The sequence below is a fragment of the Virgibacillus ndiopensis genome (genome assembly GCF_900187325.1).
GTDB lineage: Bacteria > Bacillota > Bacilli > Bacillales > Amphibacillaceae > Virgibacillus_E > Virgibacillus_E ndiopensis.
The window spans coordinates 986,059-1,011,526 of record NZ_FZMZ01000006.1; the positions used below are offsets into that span (position 1 = coordinate 986,059).

Annotated in this window: 23 protein-coding genes; 18 read left to right on the top strand and 5 right to left on the bottom strand. The window is 38.3% G+C overall.

Annotated elements, in window-relative coordinates:
* Positions 1–3: 3 nt before the first annotated feature.
* A complete protein-coding gene (gene metA / locus CS937_RS17175; protein ID WP_099159692.1) occupies positions 4–912 on the bottom strand; it encodes a homoserine O-acetyltransferase MetA in 909 nt (302 codons plus the stop codon).
* 225 nt (positions 913–1,137) lie between these two features.
* On the opposite strand from metA, the gene CS937_RS17180 reads away from it, so the two are divergent.
* Entirely contained in the window at positions 1,138–1,344 is a 207-nt protein-coding gene (locus tag CS937_RS17180) for a hypothetical protein (RefSeq protein WP_099159693.1), read from the top strand.
* A gap of 108 nt (positions 1,345–1,452) precedes the next feature.
* On the opposite strand, the gene CS937_RS17185 is transcribed toward CS937_RS17180, so the two are convergent.
* The gene (locus CS937_RS17185; RefSeq protein WP_099159694.1) at positions 1,453–1,686 is read right to left on the bottom strand and encodes a hypothetical protein; all 234 of its coding nucleotides are present in this window, start codon (positions 1,684–1,686) and stop codon (positions 1,453–1,455) included.
* A 121-nt stretch (positions 1,687–1,807) separates the two neighbouring features.
* Positions 1,808–2,617, bottom strand: coding sequence for a DUF2935 domain-containing protein (locus CS937_RS17190; protein WP_099159695.1), 810 nt, complete (start codon positions 2,615–2,617; stop codon positions 1,808–1,810).
* A gap of 157 nt (positions 2,618–2,774) precedes the next feature.
* Between CS937_RS17190 and CS937_RS17195 the strand changes: the two genes are divergently transcribed.
* Complete coding sequence (locus tag CS937_RS17195; protein ID WP_099159696.1) at positions 2,775–3,635, top strand: EamA family transporter; 861 nt, start codon at positions 2,775–2,777, stop codon at positions 3,633–3,635.
* A gap of 70 nt (positions 3,636–3,705) precedes the next feature.
* Here CS937_RS17195 and CS937_RS17200 read toward each other — a convergent pair whose 3' ends face one another.
* Complete coding sequence (locus CS937_RS17200) at positions 3,706–4,680, bottom strand: proline dehydrogenase family protein (RefSeq protein WP_099159697.1); 975 nt, start codon at positions 4,678–4,680, stop codon at positions 3,706–3,708.
* A gap of 233 nt (positions 4,681–4,913) precedes the next feature.
* Between CS937_RS17200 and CS937_RS17205 the strand changes: the two genes are divergently transcribed.
* Together CS937_RS17205 and CS937_RS17210 are read left to right on the top strand one after the other, a co-directional pair.
* Positions 4,914–5,879: a bile acid:sodium symporter family protein gene (locus tag CS937_RS17205; RefSeq protein WP_099159698.1), complete on the top strand. Its 966-nt coding sequence runs from the start codon at positions 4,914–4,916 to the stop codon at positions 5,877–5,879.
* Between the two features lie 198 nt (positions 5,880–6,077).
* Positions 6,078–7,250 carry a pyridoxal phosphate-dependent aminotransferase gene (locus CS937_RS17210; protein WP_099159699.1) on the top strand — a complete coding sequence of 391 codons (1,173 nt, stop codon included), beginning with the start codon at positions 6,078–6,080 and terminating at the stop codon, positions 7,248–7,250.
* A 61-nt stretch (positions 7,251–7,311) separates the two neighbouring features.
* Here the strand turns inward: CS937_RS17210 and CS937_RS17215 are convergent, their stop codons facing one another.
* On the bottom strand, positions 7,312–8,433 hold the full coding sequence (locus tag CS937_RS17215) for an amidohydrolase (protein ID WP_245835783.1): 1,122 nt from the start codon (positions 8,431–8,433) through the stop codon (positions 7,312–7,314).
* A gap of 191 nt (positions 8,434–8,624) precedes the next feature.
* Here CS937_RS17215 and CS937_RS17220 point away from each other — a divergent pair, with 191 nt between their 5' ends.
* The 14 genes from CS937_RS17220 to CS937_RS17285 all read left to right on the top strand — a co-directional run bounded on the left by CS937_RS17220 (position 8,625) and on the right by CS937_RS17285 (position 25,256).
* Positions 8,625–9,074, top strand: coding sequence for an Lrp/AsnC family transcriptional regulator (locus CS937_RS17220; RefSeq protein WP_099159701.1), 450 nt, complete (start codon positions 8,625–8,627; stop codon positions 9,072–9,074).
* A 70-nt stretch (positions 9,075–9,144) separates the two neighbouring features.
* Positions 9,145–9,993, top strand: a complete 849-nt coding sequence (locus CS937_RS17225; RefSeq protein ID WP_099159702.1) for a M55 family metallopeptidase — start codon at positions 9,145–9,147, stop codon at positions 9,991–9,993.
* Positions 9,994–10,029: 36 nt separating this feature from the next.
* Entirely contained in the window at positions 10,030–10,956 is a 927-nt protein-coding gene (locus CS937_RS17230; RefSeq protein WP_099159703.1) for an ABC transporter permease, read from the top strand.
* A 2-nt stretch (positions 10,957–10,958) separates the two neighbouring features.
* Positions 10,959–11,900: an ABC transporter permease gene (locus tag CS937_RS17235; RefSeq protein WP_099159704.1), complete on the top strand. Its 942-nt coding sequence runs from the start codon at positions 10,959–10,961 to the stop codon at positions 11,898–11,900.
* Between the two features lie 12 nt (positions 11,901–11,912).
* Positions 11,913–12,929 (top strand): ABC transporter ATP-binding protein, encoded by a 1,017-nt coding sequence (locus tag CS937_RS17240; protein ID WP_099159705.1) that lies wholly within the window; start codon positions 11,913–11,915, stop codon positions 12,927–12,929.
* Positions 12,929–13,879, top strand: a complete 951-nt coding sequence (locus CS937_RS17245; RefSeq protein WP_099159706.1) for an ABC transporter ATP-binding protein — start codon at positions 12,929–12,931, stop codon at positions 13,877–13,879. Before CS937_RS17240 ends, CS937_RS17245 begins: the two co-directional genes overlap by 1 nt.
* A gap of 76 nt (positions 13,880–13,955) precedes the next feature.
* Positions 13,956–15,587 carry a peptide ABC transporter substrate-binding protein gene (locus CS937_RS17250; protein ID WP_099159707.1) on the top strand — a complete coding sequence of 544 codons (1,632 nt, stop codon included), beginning with the start codon at positions 13,956–13,958 and terminating at the stop codon, positions 15,585–15,587.
* Between the two features lie 364 nt (positions 15,588–15,951).
* A complete protein-coding gene (locus CS937_RS17255) occupies positions 15,952–16,335 on the top strand; it encodes a DUF3899 domain-containing protein (RefSeq protein WP_176555870.1) in 384 nt (127 codons plus the stop codon).
* Between the two features lie 23 nt (positions 16,336–16,358).
* Positions 16,359–18,152 (top strand): S9 family peptidase, encoded by a 1,794-nt coding sequence (locus CS937_RS17260; RefSeq protein ID WP_099159709.1) that lies wholly within the window; start codon positions 16,359–16,361, stop codon positions 18,150–18,152.
* 57 nt (positions 18,153–18,209) lie between these two features.
* On the top strand, positions 18,210–19,508 hold the full coding sequence (locus CS937_RS17265; protein ID WP_099159710.1) for an amidohydrolase: 1,299 nt from the start codon (positions 18,210–18,212) through the stop codon (positions 19,506–19,508).
* Positions 19,501–20,751, top strand: a complete 1,251-nt coding sequence (locus CS937_RS17270; RefSeq protein WP_099159711.1) for a M20 family metallo-hydrolase — start codon at positions 19,501–19,503, stop codon at positions 20,749–20,751. Before CS937_RS17265 ends, CS937_RS17270 begins: the two co-directional genes overlap by 8 nt.
* A 128-nt stretch (positions 20,752–20,879) precedes the next feature.
* Positions 20,880–22,319 carry a M20 family metallopeptidase gene (locus CS937_RS17275; RefSeq protein WP_099159712.1) on the top strand — a complete coding sequence of 480 codons (1,440 nt, stop codon included), beginning with the start codon at positions 20,880–20,882 and terminating at the stop codon, positions 22,317–22,319.
* A gap of 117 nt (positions 22,320–22,436) precedes the next feature.
* Entirely contained in the window at positions 22,437–23,951 is a 1,515-nt protein-coding gene (locus tag CS937_RS17280; RefSeq protein ID WP_099159713.1) for an AbgT family transporter, read from the top strand.
* An 18-nt stretch (positions 23,952–23,969) separates the two neighbouring features.
* A complete protein-coding gene (locus CS937_RS17285; protein ID WP_099159714.1) occupies positions 23,970–25,256 on the top strand; it encodes a M20 family metallo-hydrolase in 1,287 nt (428 codons plus the stop codon).
* Positions 25,257–25,468 lie beyond the last annotated feature (212 nt).

The window sequence follows — 25,468 nt, forward strand, 5'->3', positions numbered from 1 at the left end:
CTGCTAATCCCATTCAAAAGGTGTTTGTTGGTAAACGTAATAATTAAGCCAATTGGAGAAGAGTAGGTGTGTATGTGAACGCCATGTGTTTGGTGGCTGTTTCGTTTTATCGTTATTTGGGAAATAGTTTTTTGGCATAGATATGTTTAATCCTTTATCAAGATCTCGCTGATATTCTTCTGCAAGCGTTGTAGCATCATACTCTAAATGGCCAGTAATCATAATATGCTTTCGATCGTTAGACATGATGACAAACGCTCCTCCCTCCTCTGAAGCTGAAACTAATGATATCTGTGGATTGTTTTCAATTTTCTCTGTAGAAACCGTTGTATGTCGCGAATGTGGAGCATGAAACACATCATCAAAACCATGGAAAAGTTTTATTGTTGGGTCTTTTATACGATGGTTATATACACCAAAGCATTTCTCCGGCAATTCTTGTTTGTTAATTCCATAGTGATAATATAAAGCAGCTTGAGCACCCCAACAAATGTGCAGGACAGAGGTTACGTTTTGTTTGGACCATTCCATAATTTTCGTCATCTCTTGCCAATAATTCACCTCTTCAAATGCTAAATGTTCAATAGGGGCACCTGTAATAATCATCCCATCAAAACGTCGCTCGTTTATATTTTCAAAGGTTGTATAAAATGTCTCTAAATGGGATTTACTCACATTTCTTGCTGTATGTGTCGTCATTCTCAGGAACGTTATGTTGACTTGTAATGGTGTGTTTCCTAACAATCTTAAAAGCTGTAACTCAGTCTTTTCCTTTTCAGGCATTAAATTTAAAATGATTATGTTAAGTGGACGAATATCCTGGGTTCTTGCCCGGTCCTCATCCATTACAAAAATATTTTCTTGTTTTAATGCTTCTACTGCAGGTAATGTTTTCGGTATATTAATTGGCAACAGACATCTCTCCCCTTAGAATTTTTTATATAATGCATTTTATCATAAAACACATCGTTTTCATGATGAGAAGTGTCGATTGGTTGGGGCGTGTGATAACTTTTTACTTCACCATACCCCATTCATAATTTTCCATTAAAGTATACTACATTTCGTCAAAGAGCTTTCAACTTCATGCATATTTTTTAGAACTGATCTCATTATAAGATAAAGGAGTTGATGTTCATGCCGAGAGAAAATGAAAATATAGGATCTGAAGCTACACCGCATCTAGATGGTATCAGAGAAGGTATTATTAAAGATTCAACAGGGGTTCAAATTGGATTAAGATCGGACGTTAATCATAAAAAAGATTCATTACGTACAGCTAAACCAAAGGATGAAGAGTTAAAGAGTTTTGAAGAAATGATGCGAGGCGACTCTGTTGATTGATTAGAGCAGTTAGTTTATTTAAAAAGTTTACCTAGCCATGGGTAGACACACGGCTAAGTATATTAAAGAAGGATTGCGCTCCTATTGGATGGCAATCCTTCTTTTTGTTTACAACACACCTTGATCAATCATTTCAACGACATCGTCAATTGAAAATTTACCTTCATTTAAAAGGTTGCGCTTTTTTTCCTCAAGTTTACTAGTTGTTTTATTTTGGGTGTTTGGTTCATGTATTTCAATAGCTGATAAATAATAGTGCTTATTGTCCAATTCAATAATCGAGTTGTTTTCTTCTATTATCGTTCTCAGAAGCCTAATTTCATTTTCATTTAATTTCATCATTGACACTTGCACCTCAGATTATTTATTCCTAATAGTTATTTTGTACTATTAGAATTTTCGTACTTCAAGCTAGCTTAATGGGGGTGTTATTATTTTATTGTTATAAAAAGTTTTGTTCCATCTAGGTTGCATCCATAACCCTCGGTTTAGCAGGATCACAATCCGGCGGTGCTGTATTAGATGATTCTGCGAGTTTTATTAAGTAATAGCATTCCTCACGTGCCATATGATCAGCCATTAAAGCAGAAAATGTCCCTAATACTTGATCGCTCAGCTCCATTTCTTCTAACTCGCCTAAAAAGGTTTTAAATAATTTCATTTCTATTTCAACGTTACTATTGAATCTGTATAAAGCGGGGAATGATTCGATATTTGCACGTAAGTAACCAGTTAATTCTACAGCTTTTAAATAAAATTGATCGAAGTGTTTTGTAAAGTTATGACTTTTTTCCTTTAGCCTTTTTTCTACACCATCCATTCGATCATTTATTGCACCAGCGTGACCTGAGGCATCCATCAGCCACAAAAGGTGATGGTGTAGTTCATGAAATATTGGAGGAACGTCACCTTTCAAAAGATAACTTAACACAAGTTGATATTCTTCCAGTTCGTTGACCATGTGATTTAAAAAGGTTGGAGAGAGGTGAATACCGAAGTTACTGGTCAATTGGCGTTTAATGATGGATAACTTGAATGCCTTTAGTTGTTCGACTGCATTGGCTGCGCCCTCGGCAATTGAGATGGCATTGGTTTCGTTGATTGATCTTGCTTGGTTAAGAAACTGGTCAAACTGATGGACAAAATACGTAGCGGTTTCAATGTCCTCCTTTTCAGATGGATAAAGTGAATCACGAATGAATCTAGCATGATCTCCCAATACTTGCAGCCAGAACTGATGTTCAAATGCAGCGCTTCTTAAATAGTCAGCCAAATGTACGCATCTCCTTTAAATAATATCTCTATTTATACTATTCGGTTGGGGGGTTGTTTTATTAATGAATGATGGGGACAAGGGGTCTGTCCCCATGTCCCGTGTTGGTGTACAATTATGGTATTATGAATGAATTTGATATAGAAAGGACGTTTTCATGTCATTATTAGCGCTTTCGCTTATTATTTTATCTGCATTTATGCATGCAACCTGGAATTACCTTGCCAAGCGATCTGGAGGTGGATTTGCTTTTGTTTGGCTCTATTTAGCTGTAAGTATTATTGTTTATGCACCCTTTGTCATAGCGATGTTCATTATTACTACGATCCATTTAGGTTGGGTTGAAATCGGATTTATAGTTGGAAGTGCAATCATTCATTTGGTATATTCGCTGACATTACAAAAGGGCTACAAAATTGGAGACTTTTCCTTGATATACCCCGTTGCTAGAGGTACTGGTCCGATGATTGTTGCCATTGCTGCTGTTTTTATTTTTGATGAAAGCCTATCAATTATTGGAATTATCGGAATATTGCTTATTATCGGGAGTGTATTTGCAATTACAGGTGGCATTCAGGCGATTAGAAAAACCAGTACAGTGTTGCCTCTTGTTTACGGTCTCATAATTGGTGTGATTATTTCCGCATACACACTTTTTGACAAAGGAGCTGTTGGGGTTATACTGATACCGCCATTACTCTTGAACTATGGAACTTTTCTTGGGCAGCTACTATTTCTGACTCCAAAGGCATTACGGAATTGGGAGGAAGTGAAAAGTGACTGGGTAAATCATCGAAAAGAAGCAATTGGGGTAGGAATTCTCAATCCACTTGCCTATATACTTGTGCTTTCCGCTATGACGTTTGCCCCGGTAAGCTATGTAGCACCTGTTCGGGAAGTAAGTATTCTAATTGGAACTATTATAGGTACGAAATTACTTGCAGAAGGTTTCGGAATGCGACGGATAATTGCTGCCGCAACAATGATTACAGGAATCATAATTGTGACAATATCATAAGTAGCGGGACAAGGGGTCTGTCCCTCTGTCCCGCTGATGTTTGGTCAACGTTGGAGTTTGCTGCTAATAGTTATTTATTTTTTCGTTTGCTGAGTCTTCCAAGCAAGAATGCGCCGGCTCCGATTCCAATCAGTGTGTTGGTTTTTTTGTTAAATACCTGCTTCACCATCAGATTTAGGTTTTGAGGGCGTTCTGCAAGGCGTCGCATGAAATACCCATACCAGTCATGTCCAAATGGTACATAGGTGCAGAAGTTGTAGCCTTCTTTAGCTAGTTCCAGCTGAAGATTTTTTCTGAAACCGTACAACATTTGAAACTCAAATTTTTCTTTTGGTATGTTGTTGTCTTTTACAAATCGTTTAACATGATTGATGATGTGATGATCATGGGTTGCAATGGATGTATACTTACCATTTAATAGATGATATTCGACTAATTTGATCAGGTTTTGGTCGATCTCTCTTTTATCTTGATATGCAATCGCTTCCGGTTCTTTGTATGCACCTTTGACAAGACGTAAACGATAGTCTTTATACGTTTGGATATTTTCTTCGGACTCGAAAAAATAAGCCTGAATTACTGTACCAATATTGCTGTAATCCTTCGATAGTTCATCAATAAGATTAAAGGAAGGGTGCAGGTGACCGTAATCTTCCATATCAAAGTTTATGAAAATATTATAATCGTTGGCTCTTGCAACAAGTTCTCTTAGATTGTCTAAGCAGAAGTCATAGTCAATGTCCAATCCGAGCTGGGTTGGTTTTAAGGAAATATGTGCATCAATATCATTTTCTTTTATAGCCTCTATTACATTTAGAATCTGTCTTTTTGCCTCAAGTGCTTCTTCGTTATCCGAAACAAATTCTCCTAAGTTATCAATTGTACAAGAGATTCCATGTGCATTGAGTTCTTTAACACTCTCTATCATTTCTTCTATATTAGTCCCGGCAACAACAGATTGAGCGCCAAGTTTAAAGCCATATTTTTGGGCCATATTATTTAAAAGTTTATTTTGTGACATACCAATAAAGAAGTCTTTCAACATATTTATCCCTCATTGCTTTTTTCTTTAAATTATATCATATGTCGACCTTTTTTTTGTGAATTTTTTCTCATTTTTGCTGATTTTTGTTTAGTTCAAACGCTCTATGAATGATAGAAGTTAGTAAGGTTTTATTATAAGGAGTTCCATATAAGCATTATTATCTAAATATTATTATTGTATTGAAATATTAAATAGTTGATTTATAATAAAGAAAATTAAAGGGGTGATGAATATTGAAGGCGTTAGATAAGATTAGCAGTTTTGCTGGAAACACATTTGCATTATGGGTTATCCTATTCGGTATTTTAAGTTTCTTTTTTCCTGGTGGCTTTACATGGATTGCGCCACATATCGCGCTTTTATTAGGAGTTATTATGTTTGGAATGGGGCTGACACTTTCTCCAACCGATTTTAAGGCTGTTTTCCAAGCACCGAAAAGTGTGATCATTACAGTTTTAGCTCAGTACATTGTAATGCCCATACTTGCATATGGACTTGCTACATTGTTTCAGCTTCCACCTGAGATAGCAGTAGGTGTTATTCTTGTTGGCTGCTGCCCAGGTGGCACGGCTTCCAATGTTATGACCTTTTTGGCAAAAGGAAATACGGCACTATCCGTTTCAGTGACTGCCGTATCAACGTTACTTGCACCGATTCTAACTCCGGCATTAACGTTGCTTTTGGCGAGCAAATGGTTACCTGTTTCTGCTGGAAGTATGTTTTTATCCATTGTAAAAATCGTCTTGATTCCAATTTTTCTAGGCATCATAATCCGTATGTTATTTCGTAAACAAGTTGAAAAAAGCGTTGCTGCATTACCGCTTATTTCGGTTATTGGGATTGTAGCTGTTGCATCAGCAGTGGTAGCGGTTAATACAGAAAATATTGTTAAGAATGGACTGTTAATATTTGGGGTTGTTGTATTACATAATGGTCTTGGATTACTGCTTGGGTTCGTGGTGGCAAAAGGATTTAAACTCGATTTCCGTGACCAGAAGGCAGTATCCATTGAGGTCGGGATGCAGAATTCAGGACTTGGATCAACATTGGCTCTTGCTCACTTTTCACCGATAGCAGCAGTCCCTAGTGCTATTTTCAGTGTTTGGCATAATATTTCCGGACCAATTCTAGCAACATGGTGGGGGAAAAATAGCGAGAACCAAGAGCCACCGAAAGATAAGGGTGAAAAAACAGCATAACTATCAAAAACGATGAAGCACCACATTATTCCCACTTCAACTACTTTATAATAGCTTTGGAAATATCATGTAGTGTGGCTAACGTAGTATTAAAGTCCTGGTTGATTTACAATCCAATACAAAACAAGAATTCTTTACAACAAAAGATTTCATCTATATGATAAATAACAATTACTTACATCTAGGGGAGTGGATACGGTGCGGACATTTGAACAATCGGAAATGCTGAAGCGGTTGCCAGAGCAGTTTTTTGCAAAGCTTGCGAAAAAAGCACAACGCTTGGAAGAGCAAGGCTATGACATTATTAATCTTGGTCAGGGTAATCCAGATTTACCGACCCCGGAACATATTGTCAAGGATTTACAGATTGCAGCAGAGGACCCAGTTAATCATAAATATTCGCCCTTTCAAGGATTTGAATATTTGAAAGGAGCGGTGGCAGAATTTTATGAAAGAGAGTACGATGTATCCATTAATCCAGATGAAGAAGTTGCCATTTTATTTGGTGCAAAAGCAGGCCTTGTTGAATTAAGCCAGTGTTTACTGAACAAAGGTGACGTGGCATTATTACCTGATCCAGGTTATCCGGATTATTTGTCTGGAATCGCTATGGCTGAGGCGGAATCAACGTTTATGCCGCTTTTAAAGGAAAATGACTTTTTGCCAGATTATGATGCGGTTCCGACCGATGTGTTGGAAAAGGCAAAGGTAATGTTTTTGAATTACCCTAACAATCCTACGGCAGGAACAGCGTCAAAGCAGTTTTTTGATGAAACAATTGAGCGCGCGAAAAGTCATCATTTTTGTGTCGTTCATGATTTTGCCTATGGGTCACTTGGTTTTGATGGAAAGAAACCGCAAAGCTATCTACAGTCTGCAGGTGCAAAGGATGTTGGTGTAGAGATCTATACACTTTCTAAAACATACAATATGGCTGGCTGGCGAATAGCTTTTGCGGTAGGAAATTCGTCTGTGATAGAGAGTCTCAACCTCATTCAGGATCATCTCCATGTAAGTCTGTTTGGTGCTATTCAGCATGCTGCAGCACATGCGCTAACAGGAGATCAGTCTGCGGTTCAGCAGTTACTAGATATATATGAAAAACGGCGTAATTGTTTTATTGCAGCACTTCATCAAATCGGATGGAAAGTAGATGCACCAAACGGTACATTTTTCGCTTGGCTAAAAGTCCCAAAGGGTTATACTTCTGAACAATTTGCTGATTTACTGCTGGAAAAAGCAAATGTACTGGTGGCACCGGGAAATGGTTTCGGAACAACGGGAGAGGGCTATGTTAGAGCGGGTTTACTAGACTCAGAAGAAAATCTGGAGGAAGCAGCACGAAGAATTGGTAAATTGGGAATTTGGTAGGTTACATGTTTTTGCAAAAGGGAGGGAGAACTACCAATATTAGTGGTTCTCCCTTTTCTTTTTAAACTTCCTCACCATTAATAAATACGCTCTCAACTTTATTTCTAAGGTCAAACGGATTGCCATTCCATATTACAAAATCAGCATCTTTGCCTGACTCGATTGATCCAACTTGGTCTTCTACACCAATATGTTTTGCTGCATCAAGGGTGATAGTCTGTAACGCTTGTTGTTCTGTTATCCCGTTTTTGATAGCATGAATGGCACTTGTTACCAAATATTCAATACCTACAACGGGATGATCGGTCGTGATCGAACACGGCACTCCAGCGTCCAATAACGTCTTTATGGTTGTCCAACCTTTATCCTTCAGCTCTACTTTTGAGCGTGTAGACATTGTCGGACCAAATGAAACCCTTACGTCATGTTTGGCAATATAATCAGCGATGTGGTGCCCCTCTGTACAATGTTCAATTGTCACGTTAATGTCAAATTCACGTTTGATGCGTAGCACTGTTAAAATATCATCTGCTCGGTGGGCATGGACTCGTAATGGAATTTCTTTTTTCAAAACTTTTGCTAGATTTTCCAGATCCAATTTTCTTTCAGTGCCCACAGCGTTTATGTAGTTTTGGGCTTCAATCAGTTTTTCTCTTAATCTAGCAGCAACTCCCATCCTTGTAACAGGCATTTTTCCTTTTTCTCCATGAAAGCGTTTTGGATTTTCTCCAGTTGCAGCTTTCATTCCTGAGGGAGATTTTAATACCATTTCGTCAACAATTTTCCCTGCTGTTTTTAACACTATCATTTCTCCACCAATGACATTTGCACTTCCAGGCATTACTTGAACAGTTGTTACTCCAGCCCTGCGTGCATCTTCAAATCCCATTTCCATTGGGTTAATCCCATCTATTGCTCGTATTTGTGGTGTAACCGGGTCACTTGTTTCATTAAAGTCGCTTCCTTCTTTTCCTACTCCTTCCTCGGAGACACCAAGATGTGTATGAACATCAATTAATCCAGGGGTGACAATTTTACCTTTTGCATCAATCACGTTATACCTTTCCGGTAGATCTCTATTGGTTGTGACGGATGTAAACTTTCCATCTTTAACTAAAATAACTTGATCTTCCAAGATGTTTCCTTTTCCGTCGTAAATAGTCGAATTTTTTATTGCTAACACGACAAAACCTCCTAAATTTTTTAAAAAAGTAATTGATTTCTGAAAATACATACTATATAATTACCTCTAACGTTCTTCCTTTTTTAGATAATAGAATATATTTTTAATATTGTAAAGTAGTCTTAAAAATTGTAATAGTACCTAATTTGTCCAAGGTAAGGACTTTAGAAGTCGGAAAGCGGGTAGTATATATGAACTATAAAATTGATGAACTTGATCGTGGGATTATTAAGCTTTTATCAAACGATGGGAGGATGTCTTTTACAGAATTAGCTACGCGTTTAAGTGTTACGGAAAAGACAGTCCGTTTACGTTATAAAAGCTTGCTGGATAAAGAAATTCTCGAAGTAGTTGGGGTTGTCAATCCAATTGCTTTGGGTCTGAAAGCAGGAGCGATTATCCAATTAAAAGTAAAAGCTAAGGGAATCTCTACTGTAGTTGAGGAACTAAAGAAGGTTAAGCTAATACGCTATATTACATTAACATCGGGGGATTATCCCATACTTGTACAAATTACAGTAGAAGATCAGGATCAGATTACAAAGGTGTTGCGTGACATCAATCAAATTGACGAAGTTACGGATGTTAATACGATTGTACAACTGGAAGTTTATAGAAATACATTTGACTATATGTTGTAACTGGAGTATATGGATCAAATAGTTTTTAGTAAAAACAACATTACATAAAAATACACAGGAGTGAATAAAAATGAAAATCTTTATTTCGGCTGATATGGAAGGAATTTCAGGAGTAGCAACCAATCAACAACTAAAGACTCCCCATGAATACCAACGTTTTCGTAAATTAATGACTGCTGATGTGAATGCAGCGATTGATGGTGCATTTAAAGGAGGGGCAACAGAAGTGGTTGTAGCGGATGGACATGGAAATATGTCTAATATTTTAATAGAAGATTTAGAGCCGCGTGCAAGACTCGTTTCCGGAAGTAACCGTGTGATGTGTCAATTAGAAGGATTGGATGATTCTTTCGATGGAATTATGTTTGTCGGACATCATGGTCGTGAGGGTGGATCAGATGTAACAGTCATTAGTCATACATTAGCAGGCGTTTGTGTGAATGAGATGAAAGTTAACGGAAAAATCGTTGGTGAAACAGAGCTTAACACTTATGTTGCAGGTGCTTTTGGGGTTCCACCACTATTCATTAGTGGGGATGATGCCTATGTAAAAGAAGTGCAAGAAACATTGCCGAATGTCGAAGCCGCTGTTACCAAACGGGCAGTAGATCGCTTTGCTGCAGAATTGCTGCATCCTGAAACAGCTCAAAACGCAATACGTCAAAAAGCGGAAAGTGCGATCAAAAAGGCGAAAGAACAGAAGGCAGTAACATTAACTGGGGCAATTACATTTGAACTGGAATTCAAAGGGCCACAACAGGCTAAAATGACAACAACGCTCCCAACTGTTGAGTTAATAGGTCCAAAAAAAATCCGCTTTTCATGTACTGACATTGTTACGGCATACAAACACATGTGGGCATGTGTCATTATTGCCATGACTGCAACAAATGGAGTTTTAGGTAATGTTAATGCATAAAACAATAGATAAATGATAATGGGGGTGCTATAAGCTATGTATATTGTAAAACGTTTTTTTACGATGCTACTCACGATATGGGTGATTGCTTCCTTAACGTTTGTCATTATGAAGTTTATTCCAGGTGATCCATTTGCATCTGATGCAGATGTTCTTCCTGAAGAGGTTGTTGAGAACATGCGAGCGAAATACAACCTTGATGAACCAATTCCTATTCAGTATGTGCTCTATATTAAGAATCTAGTGATGTTCGATTTGGGTCCATCGATTGAATCAGAGACTCGTACCGTAAATGACATTATCTCATCGGGTTTTCCTGCTTCTGCAACACTGGGACTTCAATCGTTGCTTATCGCTATCATATTTGGCTTATTACTGGGGATCATCGCAGCATTGTACCATAATCGATTCTTAGATTATGTCTCGATGGTAATAGCCATTGTTGGTATATCTGTACCGAGCTTTATCTTAGCTCCATTACTAATCAATTACTTTTCGGTTAAATGGGGAATGCTTCCAGTTGCCTCGTGGGGATCATTTCAACATTCCATCCTACCAACGTTAGCACTGGCAACTACACCTTTGGCTGTTGTTGCTCGGTTTATGCGTTCGAGTATGCTGGAGGTTATGAATCAGAACTATATTAAAACAGCGGATGCAAAAGGTCTATCGTCGTTTAAAATTGTTCTCAAACATGGAATTCGGAATGCGATATTACCTGTCGTATCCTTTATCGGACCACTATTTGTATCATTAATAACTGGTACATTCGTTATTGAAAAAATATTTGCTATACCAGGTATCGGTAAATATTTTGTTGATAGTATTTTTAATCGTGATTATCCAGTAATTATGGGAACAACTGTATTCTTTAGCGTAATTTTAGTTTTTACATTGTTTTTAATCGATATTTCCTATCGATTCATTGATCCAAGAATTAAGTTGACTAGTAAGGGGGATTGATCATGGGAAAGCAATTGGATAGTTCATTGTTTCGATCGGTAGATACAGCAAAAATACAAACAGATTCGATTCAGCGTCCAAGCTTAAGCGTTTGGAAAGATACATTGTTAAGTATCCTTAAAAATAAATTAGCTGTGCTGGGATTATTGCTTCTTTTGATTATTATTTTCTTCGGAATAGTTGGTCCATCTATGGTTTCATACAGTGCATCTGAACAAGATTTAACCGGCGCAAATCTAGCCCCATCTAGTGAGCATCTGTTTGGAACGGATGATTTGGGTCGTGATATGTGGTCCAGAACATGGCAAGGTGCAAGGGTTTCGTTAACAATCGGTTTTTTTGCAGCGTTAATTGATCTTGTTATTGGTGTGATTGTTGGCGGTGTATCCGGTTATATGGCTGGTAGAGGAAAGGTAGGAGACCGCATTGACAATATATTAATGCGCATAGTAGAGATTTTATACGGAATCCCTTACCTCCTCGTAGTTATTCTGTTAATGGTAATTATGGAACCAGGTGTATTGACAATCATCATTGCATTATCTGTTACAGGCTGGGTAGGAATGGCACGTATCATTCGTGGACAGGTTCTGCAATTGAAGGAACAGGAATATGTAATGGCCGCTGAAAAGCTAGGAACGTCACATGCAAAAATAATTTTTAGGCATCTACTACCTAATACAATTGGAATCATTATTGTTAATTTAACATTTACCATTCCAACAGCAATTTTTGCTGAAGCGTTTTTAAGTTTCTTAGGTCTTGGTGTGCAAGCTCCATTTGCTAGCTGGGGCACAATGGCGAACGATGCATTAGGCGTTATATTAAGTGGACAATGGTGGAGACTATTTTTCCCGGCCTTTATGATCTCGCTAACCATGTTTGCTTTCAATGTGTTTGGTGACGGATTACAGGATGCGCTTGATCCACAAGCCCGTAATTAGGAGGTAGACAATATGAGTCATTTATTAAAAGTTAACAATTTGAAAATAAATTTTAAAACGTATGGCGGGGAAGTAAAAGCTGTTAGGGATGTTTCCTTTCACGTTGATAAGGGAGAAGTTTTAGCGATTGTTGGTGAAAGTGGAAGTGGTAAAAGTGTTACTGTGCAATCGATTATGGGACTTATCCCAACCCCACCCGGCATTATTAAAGGTGGTAGTATCCAATTTCAAGGAAAAGAACTGTTAAAACAGCCTAAAAAGGAATTACGGAAAATTAAAGGTTCTAAGATTGGTATGATTTTCCAAGATCCAATGACATCATTGAATCCTACGATGCGGGTCGGAAAGCAAATCGAAGAAGGATTAATCATTCATCAACATGCGTCAAAAGCTGAAGCAAAAAAGCGGGCGATTGAAATGATTAAGCTTGTAGGTATTCCCAATCCTGAAGAACGATACAATCAATATCCACATGAGTATAGTGGTGGGATGCGGCAACGGGCCATGATTGCCATCGCGCTTGCTTGTAATCCAGAACTGTTAATTGCTGATGAGCCGACAACTGCATTAGATGTAACCATTCAGGCACAAGTGCTGGAGTTGATGAAACAAATACAGGAAGAAACGAAAACATCAATAATCTTAATAACGCATGATCTTGGTGTGGTAGCTGAAACAGCCAAACGGGTTATCGTGATGTATGGCGGAATGATGGTAGAGAGTGGAACAGTTTTTGATATATTCGAAAATCCAAAACATCCATATACATGGGGATTATTAAATTCGATTCCAAACATTGATGAAGAAGAGAAAAAACAACTAGAACCAATTGATGGGTCACCACCAGATCTTTTTGCACCTCCAAAAGGTTGTCCGTTTGCACCACGATGCAAATATGCGATGGAGGTTTGTATAGAAGAAATGCCGGGAGAATATGAAATCGATGGTGGACATGTCGCCAAGTGCTGGCTGAATGATCCGCGGGCACCAAAGGTAGAAGAACCGGTTGCACTTGGGAGGGAAGAATAGTGACAGAACAGCTTGTCGAAATCCAAGCATTAAAAAAGTACTTTCCAATTAAAAAAGGTCTTGAAGTTAAGTCTGTTGATGACATATCTTTTATGGTGAAAAAAGGGGAAACATTTGGATTGGTTGGTGAAAGTGGAAGCGGAAAATCTACGTTAGGGAAAACACTTGTAGGTCTACAGCAACCTACCGAAGGAACTATCATCTACAATGGTCAAAATGTAACGCAATTTAATAAAGAGATGAAAAGAAAAGTAAACAAAGAAATGCAAATTATTTTCCAGGATCCACATGCATCGCTTAATCCTAGAATGCGGGTAGGAGATATAATTGCAGAAGGATTGGATGCATACAAACTTCTAAAAGGAAAAGAGCGTACCAATCGAATTTATCAATTGCTAGAACGTGTCGGGTTACGTCCAGAACATGCAAAACGGTATCCACATGAATTTAGTGGTGGCCAAAGACAGCGAATTGGTATTGCAAGAGCATTAGCGGTTGAACCGAAATTTATTGTTGCTGATGAACCAATTTCAGCATTAGATGTTTCTATCCAGGCACAGGTAATTAATTTAATGGAAGATCTAAAAGAATCTGAAGGCTTAACGTATCTTTTTATTGCCCATGATCTAGGCATGGTAAAACATATTAGTGATCGTATTGGTGTGATGTACTTAGGGAAAATGATGGAACTTAGCAACAGCAATGATATGTTTGATCGTCCATTGCATCCGTATACAAAGGCATTACTATCTGCAATACCACAGGCAAATCCACGTGCTGCAAAAAGGAATCGGATCGTTCTTGCTGGTGATCCACCAAGCCCGACAAATCCCCCTAGCGGCTGTCGTTTTCGTACAAGGTGCCCACTTGCAATGGAGATTTGTTCACAGCAGGAGCCACAATGGAAAGAAGTAGAAGCGGAGCATTGGACTGCTTGCCATTTATATTAACTATAGGAGGTGAACTAGCTGTCAAGACCTTTTATGTATTTGCTTTTATTTAAAAATAATAGGGAGTGAAGGGAAAATGAAAAAAGGCTTGCTAGCGTTAGTAATGTTACTGACAATCTCAACTGTTCTAGCTGGGTGTTACGGCGGAGGAGGAGATGAAGAGGCCACAACAGACAGTAAGGATAGTGATGAAGTAAAACAGGAAATGGTCGTTAATGCCATGACAGAGCCACCTGCAATTGATCCGGCATTAGCAACTGACACGACATCTGGCTGGATTTTAGACCATATTTTTGAAGGACTTTACACACGTGACAAAGAAGGGAATCCAGTTCTAGGAGTAGCGAAAGATGTAAAGGTATCTGAAGATGGAAAAACGTACACGTTTACACTGCGGGAAGATGCAAAATGGTCTGATGGCTCACAGGTAACTGCAGAAGACTTTGAATATGCTTGGAAGCGTGTATTAGACCCTGAAACAGGAAGTGCTTTTGCTTTTTATATGTACTATATTAAAGGTGCCGAAGCGTATAACAAAGGAAATGGTTCAGTTGAAGATGTTGGTATCAATGCCGTAGATGATACTACATTTGAGGTACAGTTGAATTCACCATTAGGATATTTTGATAGTTTACTAACTTTATGGACATTCTACCCAGTACAAAAAGATGCTGTGGAAGCAAATGAAAATTGGTCAGCAGAAGCTGATACTTTTGTAAGTAACGGACCATTTAAAATGTCTGAATGGAAACACGACAGTTATGTTGTTATTGAAAAAAACGATGAGTATTATGATAAAGATGTAGTGAATTTAGAAAAAGTCACATTTGAATTAGTAAACCAGGCAACAACATACTACCAAATGTTTAAAACAGGTGAATTAGATCTTGTTATGACTTTACCTACTGATGTTATTGCGACAGAGAGGGAAAATCCAGAATATAAAGAGGTCCCTTATTATGGAACATATATGTATATGTTTAATGTAGATAAAGAACCGTTTACCAATAAAAAAGTACGTAAAGCGTTTGCTATGGCAATTGATCGTGAATCACTAACGAAAAATGTGACATTAGGAGGAGAAACACCAGCATATGCGATGGTGCCACCTGGAGCAAACACTCCAAATGGGGATTTCCGTGAAAACGGTGGTCCACAATTTGAAGAAAATGCAGAAGAAGCTAAGAAACTACTAAAAGAGGGTATGGAAGAAGAAGGCTGGGATGAGTTACCAGAAGTTACATTAATGTATAATACATCGGAAAACCATAAAAAAGTAGCTGAAGCTGTACAAGAAATGTTTAAAGAAAATTTAGGTGTGAATATCAAATTAGGCAACCAGGAATGGGGAACCTACTTAGAAACAACGAAACAACACAATTTCCAAATGGCCCGTATGGGATGGATCGGTATCTTCCTTGATCCCGTTGTAAACCTTGACTACTACTTGGGTGATAGTCCAAATAACCGTACAGGTTGGGTGAATGAAGAATTTGATTCAATCATGGCAAAATCTAAAGTAGAACAAGACCAGGAAAAACGTTATGAGATGCTCCATCAAGCAGAAAAGATTTTGCTGGATGACATGCCGTTTATGCCAGTATATTTCTATAAAAATAATTATTTGGTAAATACACAATTCAAAGATATTGTCTATTACGTAAACCGTTATCCAAATCTAAAATGGGCATCGAAAACTGCTGAATAAGTTATTTAGACATGTATAGTTCTATGTGATAAAGTCCCTTTCCAATCATTTGCAATTTGCACGTTGGATTTACAAGGGGCTTTATCTCTTTTAACTAGGCTATTTTCAAAAGATTGTAGTTTTGTATTATACCAAAGACATTAGACTGCCGTTCCGAAATACACTCCGTTTCCGTGGGCTCGCGATGAGTCTCCTCGGAAGAAGACCACTTCCTTGAGGGGTCTCATCAGCCGCACCCGGAAACGGAGTGTTTACGGGCTGCGATATCCAGGAACAACAATATTTACGTCACATTTTACAGAAACTTCGGCGTAAAAAGTTAACAAAATATGTGAAAAGAGACTTTAATTTGAGGGTGATGAAAATGAGGAAGTTAATCTTATTGAATAGTTGCATTATAGTTGTTTGGATTGGGTGTAAAGTTCTCCTTGATTGGTCGTTAGTGGAATGGATTAACTACACCTTTCTATTCGGATTGATTTCCTCTATCGTCACCGCTTGCATTAAGATCTGGCAAACAAAATTTTTTGATTTATTTACAACTGGATTTAGGTCAATGGGACAATTTTTTATGCCTACTGGAAAGTCCAGATCTCTACAACGGACAGACCAGCGATTTGCTAACGATGAAGGGTTAAAACAATTTAAACAATCCTCAGCAAAATGGATGCTTTTATTCATGGCAAGTTTTGCTTCAGCATCAATCTTTCTATCTATTATTGGGTTATTTGTTTTTTACGGTAATTAACAAATCTATAAAGGAGATTAAACATGGCTAATTCTACTAAAGATCAAACATTGTTTACCTATTTAAATGTTTATGGTGCATATCAACCAAAAGTAATCCCAACTCAAAAAGCATTTACATTTATATCAAAAGAAACGGGAATACCTCAAGTGTGGAGATGGGACGAGGAAACATCGCAAATTAAACAATATACAGACTTGCAGGATCGGGTTCTTTCTGTACATCATTCCCCCTCGGGAGATAAAACAATAATTGGGATGGATTGTAAAGGAAACGAAAAACAGCAACTGTACCTGCTGCGTAATAATAGTGCCAATGTCGAGGAACTTGTCGTATCTGGTGAACATTTTCATCAATTTGGTGGGTGGTCCCCGGATGAGACGAAAGTAGCTTTTTCAAGTAATCGCCGCCATCCAGGTTATTTCGATGTTTATGTACTGGATTTTGCAACAAAAACAGAGGAAGTTGTATACAAAGTAGATGGAAATTGTACACCGATTTGCTGGACGAAAGACGGTGAGAGCCTAATCGTAAGTATGCCGGATACGAATATCGATCAATCCTTATATGTGTTACACGTGAAAACAAAAGAGACTAATAAACTTGGCAAAGAGAATACATTGGCAAGGTATCAATCATTGCAATTGACAAAGGATGGAAAAGGAGGATTTCTATTAACTGATGTGGATCGTGACACTTTAGGCATTTATCAGTTTTCATTCACTGAACCATCTAAGTTGAAGGAGTTATTTACTGTTGAAAAATGGGATATAGAGGAAATCAAGCTATCTCCGGATGAAACTAAAATTGCATTTACTGTAAATGAAGGAGGTATTTCACAGTTTGGCATTTATAACCTTGATACTCAAACAAACGATTATATCAAAGGGATTCCAATGGGTGTATTACAATCGCTTTCCTGGTTAAGTGAGAATGAATTATTCATTCATGTAAAAAGTGCTGTACTTCCAGGTGATGTTTGGAAAATCAATTTAGAAACTAAAAAAGTAAAGCGAGTTACCTATGTTGGTGAAGCAAAGGATGTACAACACTTATGGATGGAACCTGAATTGTGTCATTTTACATCCTTTGATGGATTAGAGGTTCCGTATTTTTATTATGGGAATAAACAGGAGTCCCAGCCTGTCGTAGTATATGTTCATGGAGGACCTGAAAGCCAAATCCGTGCTGAGTTTAATCCTGTTATTCAATTTTTAGCAGCTAATGGATTTGCGGTAGTGACACCAAATGTCCGTGGAAGTATGGGATACGGTCGGAAATATGTAAAATTGGACGATGGACGAAAACGGATGGATTCAGTCGCTGATTTAAAGTGGCTAGTCAAAGACCTTGTGGAAAATAATATGGTTGATCCAAAGAAAGTCGGGATAATGGGACGTAGTTATGGTGGATTTATGGTGTTAGCTGCACTGACACATTATCCAGATGTTTGGGCAGCGGGAGTAGACATTGTTGGCATTTCACACTTTAAGACATTTTTAGAAAATACGGGTCCGTGGAGAAGGAAATTAAGGGAGTTTGAGTATGGTTCATTAGATCATGACGAAGATTTTTTTGAACAAATTGCTCCTTTAAATCATACGGATAACATTTCTGTACCTTTACTGCTATTCCATGGTCGAAACGATACGCGTGTTCCGGTGACTGAGGCGGAACAGCTAACAGCGGATCTAAAAGCTCAGGGGAAACAAGTAGAGCTAGTAATCTTTGAAGATGAGGGACATCAAACAGAGAAAATCGAAAACCATATTCAAATGAATACGTTGATTGTGCAGTTTATGGAGAAATTTTTATAGAATGTTCTTATAAAGAACGATTGTAAACATAGAATGATGAGAAGGGGATGGTTCTTCATGACTAGTAATTTCGTTAAAAAATTAACTCCTCAATTAATCGAATGGCGTCGATCCTTTCATTATGAACCTGAATTGGGATTTATGGAATATGTTACGACGTATAAACTTGGCAAGGAACTGCAAAAACTGGGTTTCACTATTCATGTTGGAAAAGAAGCTTTGGATGATGATTCTCGTTTAGGGTTACCAGATGAAATTGCTCTCAAAGAACAGGAAGAAAAAGCGGTTAGCTGTGGTGTTGAGGAGTCGTGGTTAGCTAAAATGCGTGGTGGTTTCACCGGTCTTGTTGCCGTATGGGATACTGATAAAGAGGGTGACCATGTTGCATTTCGTTTTGATATCGACGCCCTGCCGATTAACGAGACAGCAGATGTGGGACATTTTCCATTCCAAAATGAATTCGCCTCCAAGGAAAAGAACATAATGCACGCGTGTGGTCATGATGGTCACATGACAATTGGTTTAGGTGTCGCAACCTATATCGCGACACATCATGATAACTTATCAGGGCGCTTTACACTATTGTTTCAACCTGCTGAAGAGGGAGGAAGAGGTGCTAAAGCCATGACAGAAAAGGGATGGTTGGATGATGTCGACTATTTTTACACTGGCCATATTGGGATTCAATCGATGCCAGTAGGAACAGTGGCTGCTACAATACAGGGGTTTCTTGCATCCACAAAATTGAACGCTTATTTTACAGGAGTTTCGTCACATGCCGGAATGCATCCGGAACTAGGGAAAAATGCTTTGCTTGCAACAACTACTGCAGCATCTAATTTATACGCTATCCCACGTCATAGTGATGGAATTACACGTATCAATGTAGGAAAAATTGTAGCAGGAAGCGGTCGAAATATAATCCCTGATAATGGCTATATGGAAGTAGAAACGCGTGGTAAAACACAGGAGATCAATCAATTTATGCTCGATGAGGCAGTACGTGTTATTCGTGCAGCAGCAAACATGCATAATGTTACATGCAGGATTGATCAGGTAGGTGTTACCGAAGAAATTGCCTGTGATCAAGCATTGATTTCAATGATTGAAAACTGGTGCGGCAATAGTGAATTTGTTAAAGAGGTCGTTCCTGTAGCCAAAGTCTCCGGTTCAGAGGATGCTAGTTTTATGGTAAATCGTGTTCAGCAAAATGGTGGGAAAGCTACTTATATGCTGTTTGGAACAGAATTAAATTATCCTCATCATCACCCGTCATTTGATTTTCAGGAGGAAGTTTTACCAGTGGCGCTAGAAACATACGTAAACATCGTGAAGGGGGGATCTGTGATTGCTTAATCTAGCATCATGGTTAGAGGAGAAATTGCACAATCTCAATCTTACCGACACGATGGAACTTCCAGATGGATTCAGCCGATTAAGCTTTTCAAAGGAAGAAAAGGAAGCGCATCATCAGTTTCGTAAAATTGCAAGGGAGCTCGAACTTAACACATATCAGGATGAAGCAGGTAACCAATGGGCAGTTTGGGAGGTGGACAAGAAAGCACCAACAATTGCGGTAGGATCACATCTTGATACTGTCCACAATGGTGGCGGCTATGATGGTGTTGCTGGTGTACTTTGTGCGTTGGCGGCAGTAAAGGCTTTAAAAAATAGCCAGTTTCTTCCGACCAAAAACATCGCGATTATTTGTTTTGTATCGGAGGAATCAGCACGATTCGGTTTGTCCACGATAGGAAGTAAAGCGATTGCCGGAACGCTTGATAAAGGAGAATTAGCTTCCATAAAAGATCGTGATGGCGTTACGGCAAAACAGGCGATGGAAAGTTTTGGGATTAACTGGAAGACGATCGAACAAGCAGTAAAACCAGTTGAGGAACTAGAAAGCTTTGTGGAGTTGCATATTGAACAGGGAACTCAGATAGAAGGAAATAATGCAGATATTGGTGTTGTAAGCGGTGTGGCATGTCCAGTCCGTTTAAAAATAACTGTTTCCGGCATGGCAAATCATACAGGTACAACCCCAATGAACAATCGTCAGGATGCTTTTGTTGCAATTGCTCCGTTGGTTAATTTCGTAAGTGACGAAGCAATGAAAATTGATCAAACAGGAGAACGTTCACTTGTGGCAACCGTTAGTACAATACATTTGAAGCCAAATGCCATGAATGTTATTCCTGGTGAGGTTGAGCTTGGTATTGATATCCGTAGTGTCGATGATGTTACGAAACGAGATTTTGCTGAAAAAATTAAAGATTACTGCAGTGAAATAAAAAGAAAACATCACGTTAACATTGAGATTACAACTCTAGTTGACAATGATTCTGTGCTACTTAATTCAGAGATGCAGTATAAATTAGTTCATGCTTGTAGTGGAATTGGTTTACAAGCTCATGTTATGGACAGTGGGGCGGGACATGATGTGATGAATATGGCAACGAAATGGCCATCTGGGTTAATTTTTATTCCATGTCGAAACGGACTTAGTCACCATCCGGATGAATTTGCTTCTATTGATGATATGGTAAAAGGTACAAGGGTTTTAGTTGAATTTCTAAGGATGGAAACTGCGGGTTTATAATAATTCATTAAAAGAAAACTGTATATTCTCAAGAGTAACTTAGCTTATCATAATCGATATTATTGAATAAATAAATTTTCGAAAATTGTTATTATTTGTAGGGAAACTAAATACAACGGAGGGTTTGCATGACACATACCAACAATTTTGTAAAAAGTTATTTAGAAACTAATAAGGATCGTTTTAAAAACGTTAGTGACTATATATATCATCATCCGGAAACAAGATTTGAGGAATATGCTTCTTCACAATTTTTGGCATCAGCGTGTGAAAAAGAAGGGTTTATCGTTGAGCGTGGTGTTGCCGATATTGATACAGCATTTGTTGCATCCTATGGCAGTGGGTCACCTGTAATTGGGTTTTTGGGTGAGTTTGATGCACTTTCTGGTTTAGGTCAGGTACCTAACAAAACAGCTTATGAACCCTGGGATAAAAATGTTGGACATGGCTGTGGACATAATTTATTAGGGACTGGAGCATTTGCAGCAGCATGTGCAACGAAGAATTATCTTGAGGAAAACGATTTACCAGGTACAGTGAAATTTTTTGGATGTCCTGGTGAAGAAGGTGGGTCCGGAAAAACATTTATGGTAAGGGAGGGTGTTTTTGAAGGCGTTGATGCCGCATTAACATGGCACCCATCACCAGCTAACAGCATTATGAGTTTATCTAGTCTTGCCAATTATCAGGTTTATTTTAAATTTAAAGGTGTCGCTTCCCATGCAGCAAATTCTCCTCATTTAGGTAGGAGTGCATTGGATGCTGTTGAATTGATGAATATTGGTGTCAATTATTTGCGTGAACACGTTATCCCTGAAGCACGCATGCATTATGCGGTAACGAATACGGGAGGCATTTCCCCTAATGTAGTTCAATCAGATGCGGAAGTTTTATATTTGATCCGTGCTCCTAAAGTAAACCAGGTCGATGAAATCTTTAAACGTGTTTGCAAGATTGCTGAAGGTGCAGCTTTGATGACGGAAACAGAGTTATCCATTCAATTTGAAAAAGCTTGTTCCAATTATATTCCAAATCGTAGTTTAGAAAAACAGTTGTATAAGAACTTAAAAAAAGCTGGAATTGAACCACCTTCTCAAGATGAAATTTCATTTGCTGAAAAACTGTGGTCCTCATTGACAGATGGTGAGAAAGAGAACTATTTAGATCTGATGAAAGGTTTTGGCTATAGTGGTGACGGCAGTGAATTTGAAGGGAAATATGTATCGGATACGATTTCCCCTTATCTAGAGTCAAACGAGATACTTGCTGGGTCTACGGATGTATCTGATGTAAGCTGGGTAGTGCCAACAGCACAATTAACGGCCTCGACATCTGCTTTAGGAACACCATTACACACGTGGCAAATGACCACCCAAGGAATAAGCAGCTATGCGCATAAAGGAATGCTAAGGGCAGCTGAAGCAATGTCCTTAACAGCGGTAGATTTATTAAATAATCAAGCAGATTTAGATGTAGTTCAACAGGAATTCAAGGCATTTAAGGACAAAAATCCGTACTCATGTCCTATTCCTAACGATGTAAAACCATCCATTTTAGAGCACAAATAGAAGGCTATTTTTTAAAAAATAATTATCTAATTATTCATAAATTTTTTGAAGAAAAATATAATTAATCGACACATTGGGTCCAAGCCCAACTAATCCTATTCTAAAGTGAGGGGTAACATGGAAAATAATAAAAAAGGTATTTTTTCAAGGTTTCTTAATGTCATTGAAAAAGCGGGTAATAAACTTCCAGATCCATTTGTGTTATTCGCAGCTTTGGCTGTTGCTGTTATCATTGCCTCCCATATTTTTAGTTTATTTAATGCATCGGTTATTCACCCTGGAACAGGAGAAGAGCTATCGGTTAAGAGCTTGGCATCCGGTGAGGGAGTAAAGTATATTTTAACGTCTATGCTCGATAACTTTACAGGATTTGCCCCTCTTGGATTAGTTTTAGCAATGATGCTAGGTATTGGTCTAGCTGAAAAAGTAGGATTGCTAGATTATGCCATTAAAAAAACAATTTTAAAATCACCACCTGCATTAATCACCTATACAGTAGTTTTCGTTGGGATTATGGGGAACATCGCTTCTGATGCTGCAATGGTTTTGATTCCACCTTTGGCAGCAATGGTTTTTTATAAAGTCGGTCGTCACCCACTTGCTGGTCTAGCTGTAGGTTATGCAGCAGCTGGTGCGGGTTTTACCGCAAACTTGCTTATCGCTGGAACAGATGCGCTTTTGGCCGGTATCTCGACTGAAGCTGCAGCAATCATAGATGATTCGATTGTCGTTACACCTGTTGATAACTGGTATTTTAATATTGTTTCAGTATTTATATTGACGGTTGTCGGTGGGCTTGTCACGAATAAAATTATCGAACCGAGATTAGGCAAGTACAAAGGTGATGCTGTTGAGGTGGAATTAGAGGAAGAGCATCCTAAGGCAGGTAAGGCGTTTCGAAATGCTATTATCGCAGGTATGATCTATTTAGCAATCATAGCTATTGCCATATTTTTACCAAACAGTCCACTACGAAACGAAGAAGGAGGAATTGTACCTTCTCCATTCTTAGATGGTATTGTCCCTATTATTCTATTTTTCTTTATTACAATTGGGGTTACCTATGGTGCGACTGTAGGGAAAATTAAAACGAGTAAAGACATCGGAAAATATATGGGTGAATCAATGAAGGATATGTCGGGCTACATTGTATTGATTTTTGCAATTGCTCAATTTATTGCTTACTTTAGCTGGTCAAATATTGGGACATGGGTTGCTGTAAATGGAGCCGATTTACTAAAGGATATTAATTTTACAGGAATATGGTTAATCATCGGTTATATAATTTTCACGGCTTCGTTAAACTTTTTAATTACATCAGGTTCAGCAAAGTGGGCACTTGAGGCACCTGTTTTTGTTCCTATGTTTATGCAGCTTGGCTATCACCCTGCATTCACCCAGGTAGCCTACAGGGTTGCTGATTCATCAACTAATATCGTGACACCTTTAATGCCGTATATGGTTATTGTTCTGTCGTTTATGCAAAAATACGACAAGAAAGCTGGTATTGGGACGTTAATTTCGTTAATGATACCTTATTCGATTTGTTTTTTAATTACATGGATCATTCTACTACTGATATTCTTCTTTATTGGAATACCGTTTGGTCCTGGAATTGATCCATATTTGTAATAGGGAGTGTATAAAATAATGAACAAGAATTTGACAGCAAAATTAATTCAATGGAGAAGGGATTTTCATCAGTATCCAGAAACAGGGTTTTTGGAAATGAGAACCGCTTCCATTGTTGCAGCAGTTCTCGATCAATTGGGACTTCAATTAGAAGTAGGACAAGAGGTAATGGCTAAAAATCATTGTATGGGTAAGCCGGATGACACTGTTACCAAAAACCATTACCAATGGGCTTTAGAACATGGTGCAAATAAGGACTATATAGAATACTTCTCTGATGGTTATACAGGAATTGTTGCAACGATAGATACGAAAAAAGACGGCCCAACGATAGCTTATCGCTTTGATATGGATGCGCTCGATATTCATGAATGTGATTTGGATAGTCATGTTCCAAAAAAAGAAGGTTTTAGATCAATTAATCCATCTACCATGCATGCTTGTGGTCATGATGCTCATACCGCCATTGGACTTGGATTGGCAACTTTACTTGCGGAGGAAAAGGCCAATTTAAATGGTAAGATTAAATTGATTTTCCAGCCAGCAGAGGAAGGTACTCGTGGGGCTAAGTCAATGGTTGAGGCAAATATAGTAGATGATGTTGACTATTTCGTAGCTACCCATATTGGTACAGGGATTCCACATGATCACTTTGTTGCAGCTAATAATGGATTTTTGGCAACATCTAAGTTAGACATTTCGTTTAACGGAGTAGCTTCACACGCAGGTGGCAATCCCGAAAAAGGGCGTAACGCATTAGTGGCTGCTGCATCGGCTGCATTAAATATTTATGCCATTCCCAGACATTCAGAAGGTGCGACAAGAGTTAATGTAGGAGAACTACACGCTGGTGCTGGAAGGAATATCATTGCTGATCACGCCACATTAAAGGTTGAAACACGTGGTGAAAATTCTACCATTAATCAATATGTGAAGGAACAGGTGGAATCTATCGTTGCAGGTGCGGCACAAATGTATCAAGTAGATTATAAGGTTAAGACAGTAGGGGAAGCGCTAAGTAGTCAATCATCCAAACAATTGGCGTCAGTTTTACATGAATGCGCGGGTCAATCAGCTACAATTGAAAAAAGTATCTTAGAAACCAACAATCCAGCTGGTTCAGAGGATGCAACTTATTTTATGGAACGCGTTAAACAACTTGGGGGTCAAGCAACCTATTGTGTTTTCGGTACAGAATTAGCCGCAGGACATCATAATGAGAAGTTTGATATTGATGAAAATACGTTATTGCCAGCAGTAGAGGTTTTGTTTGATTCGGTTAAGAGGTTGGGGAAAGGTATGTGAATAGGGAGAGGGAGACTTCCCCTCTCCCTATTACTTGATTTCTAATGAAACTAAAATACAGCTAATGCCATTTTAGGAGTAAATTTCTAGAACTTGTTTAACATCTCTAATGTAGTGATATTCCTACTGATTCCGATACATACATAATTAAGCGAATATATCAAGTGTACTCACTGATAATTTAATAGTTTTGAATAAGAAAAAGAAGTATA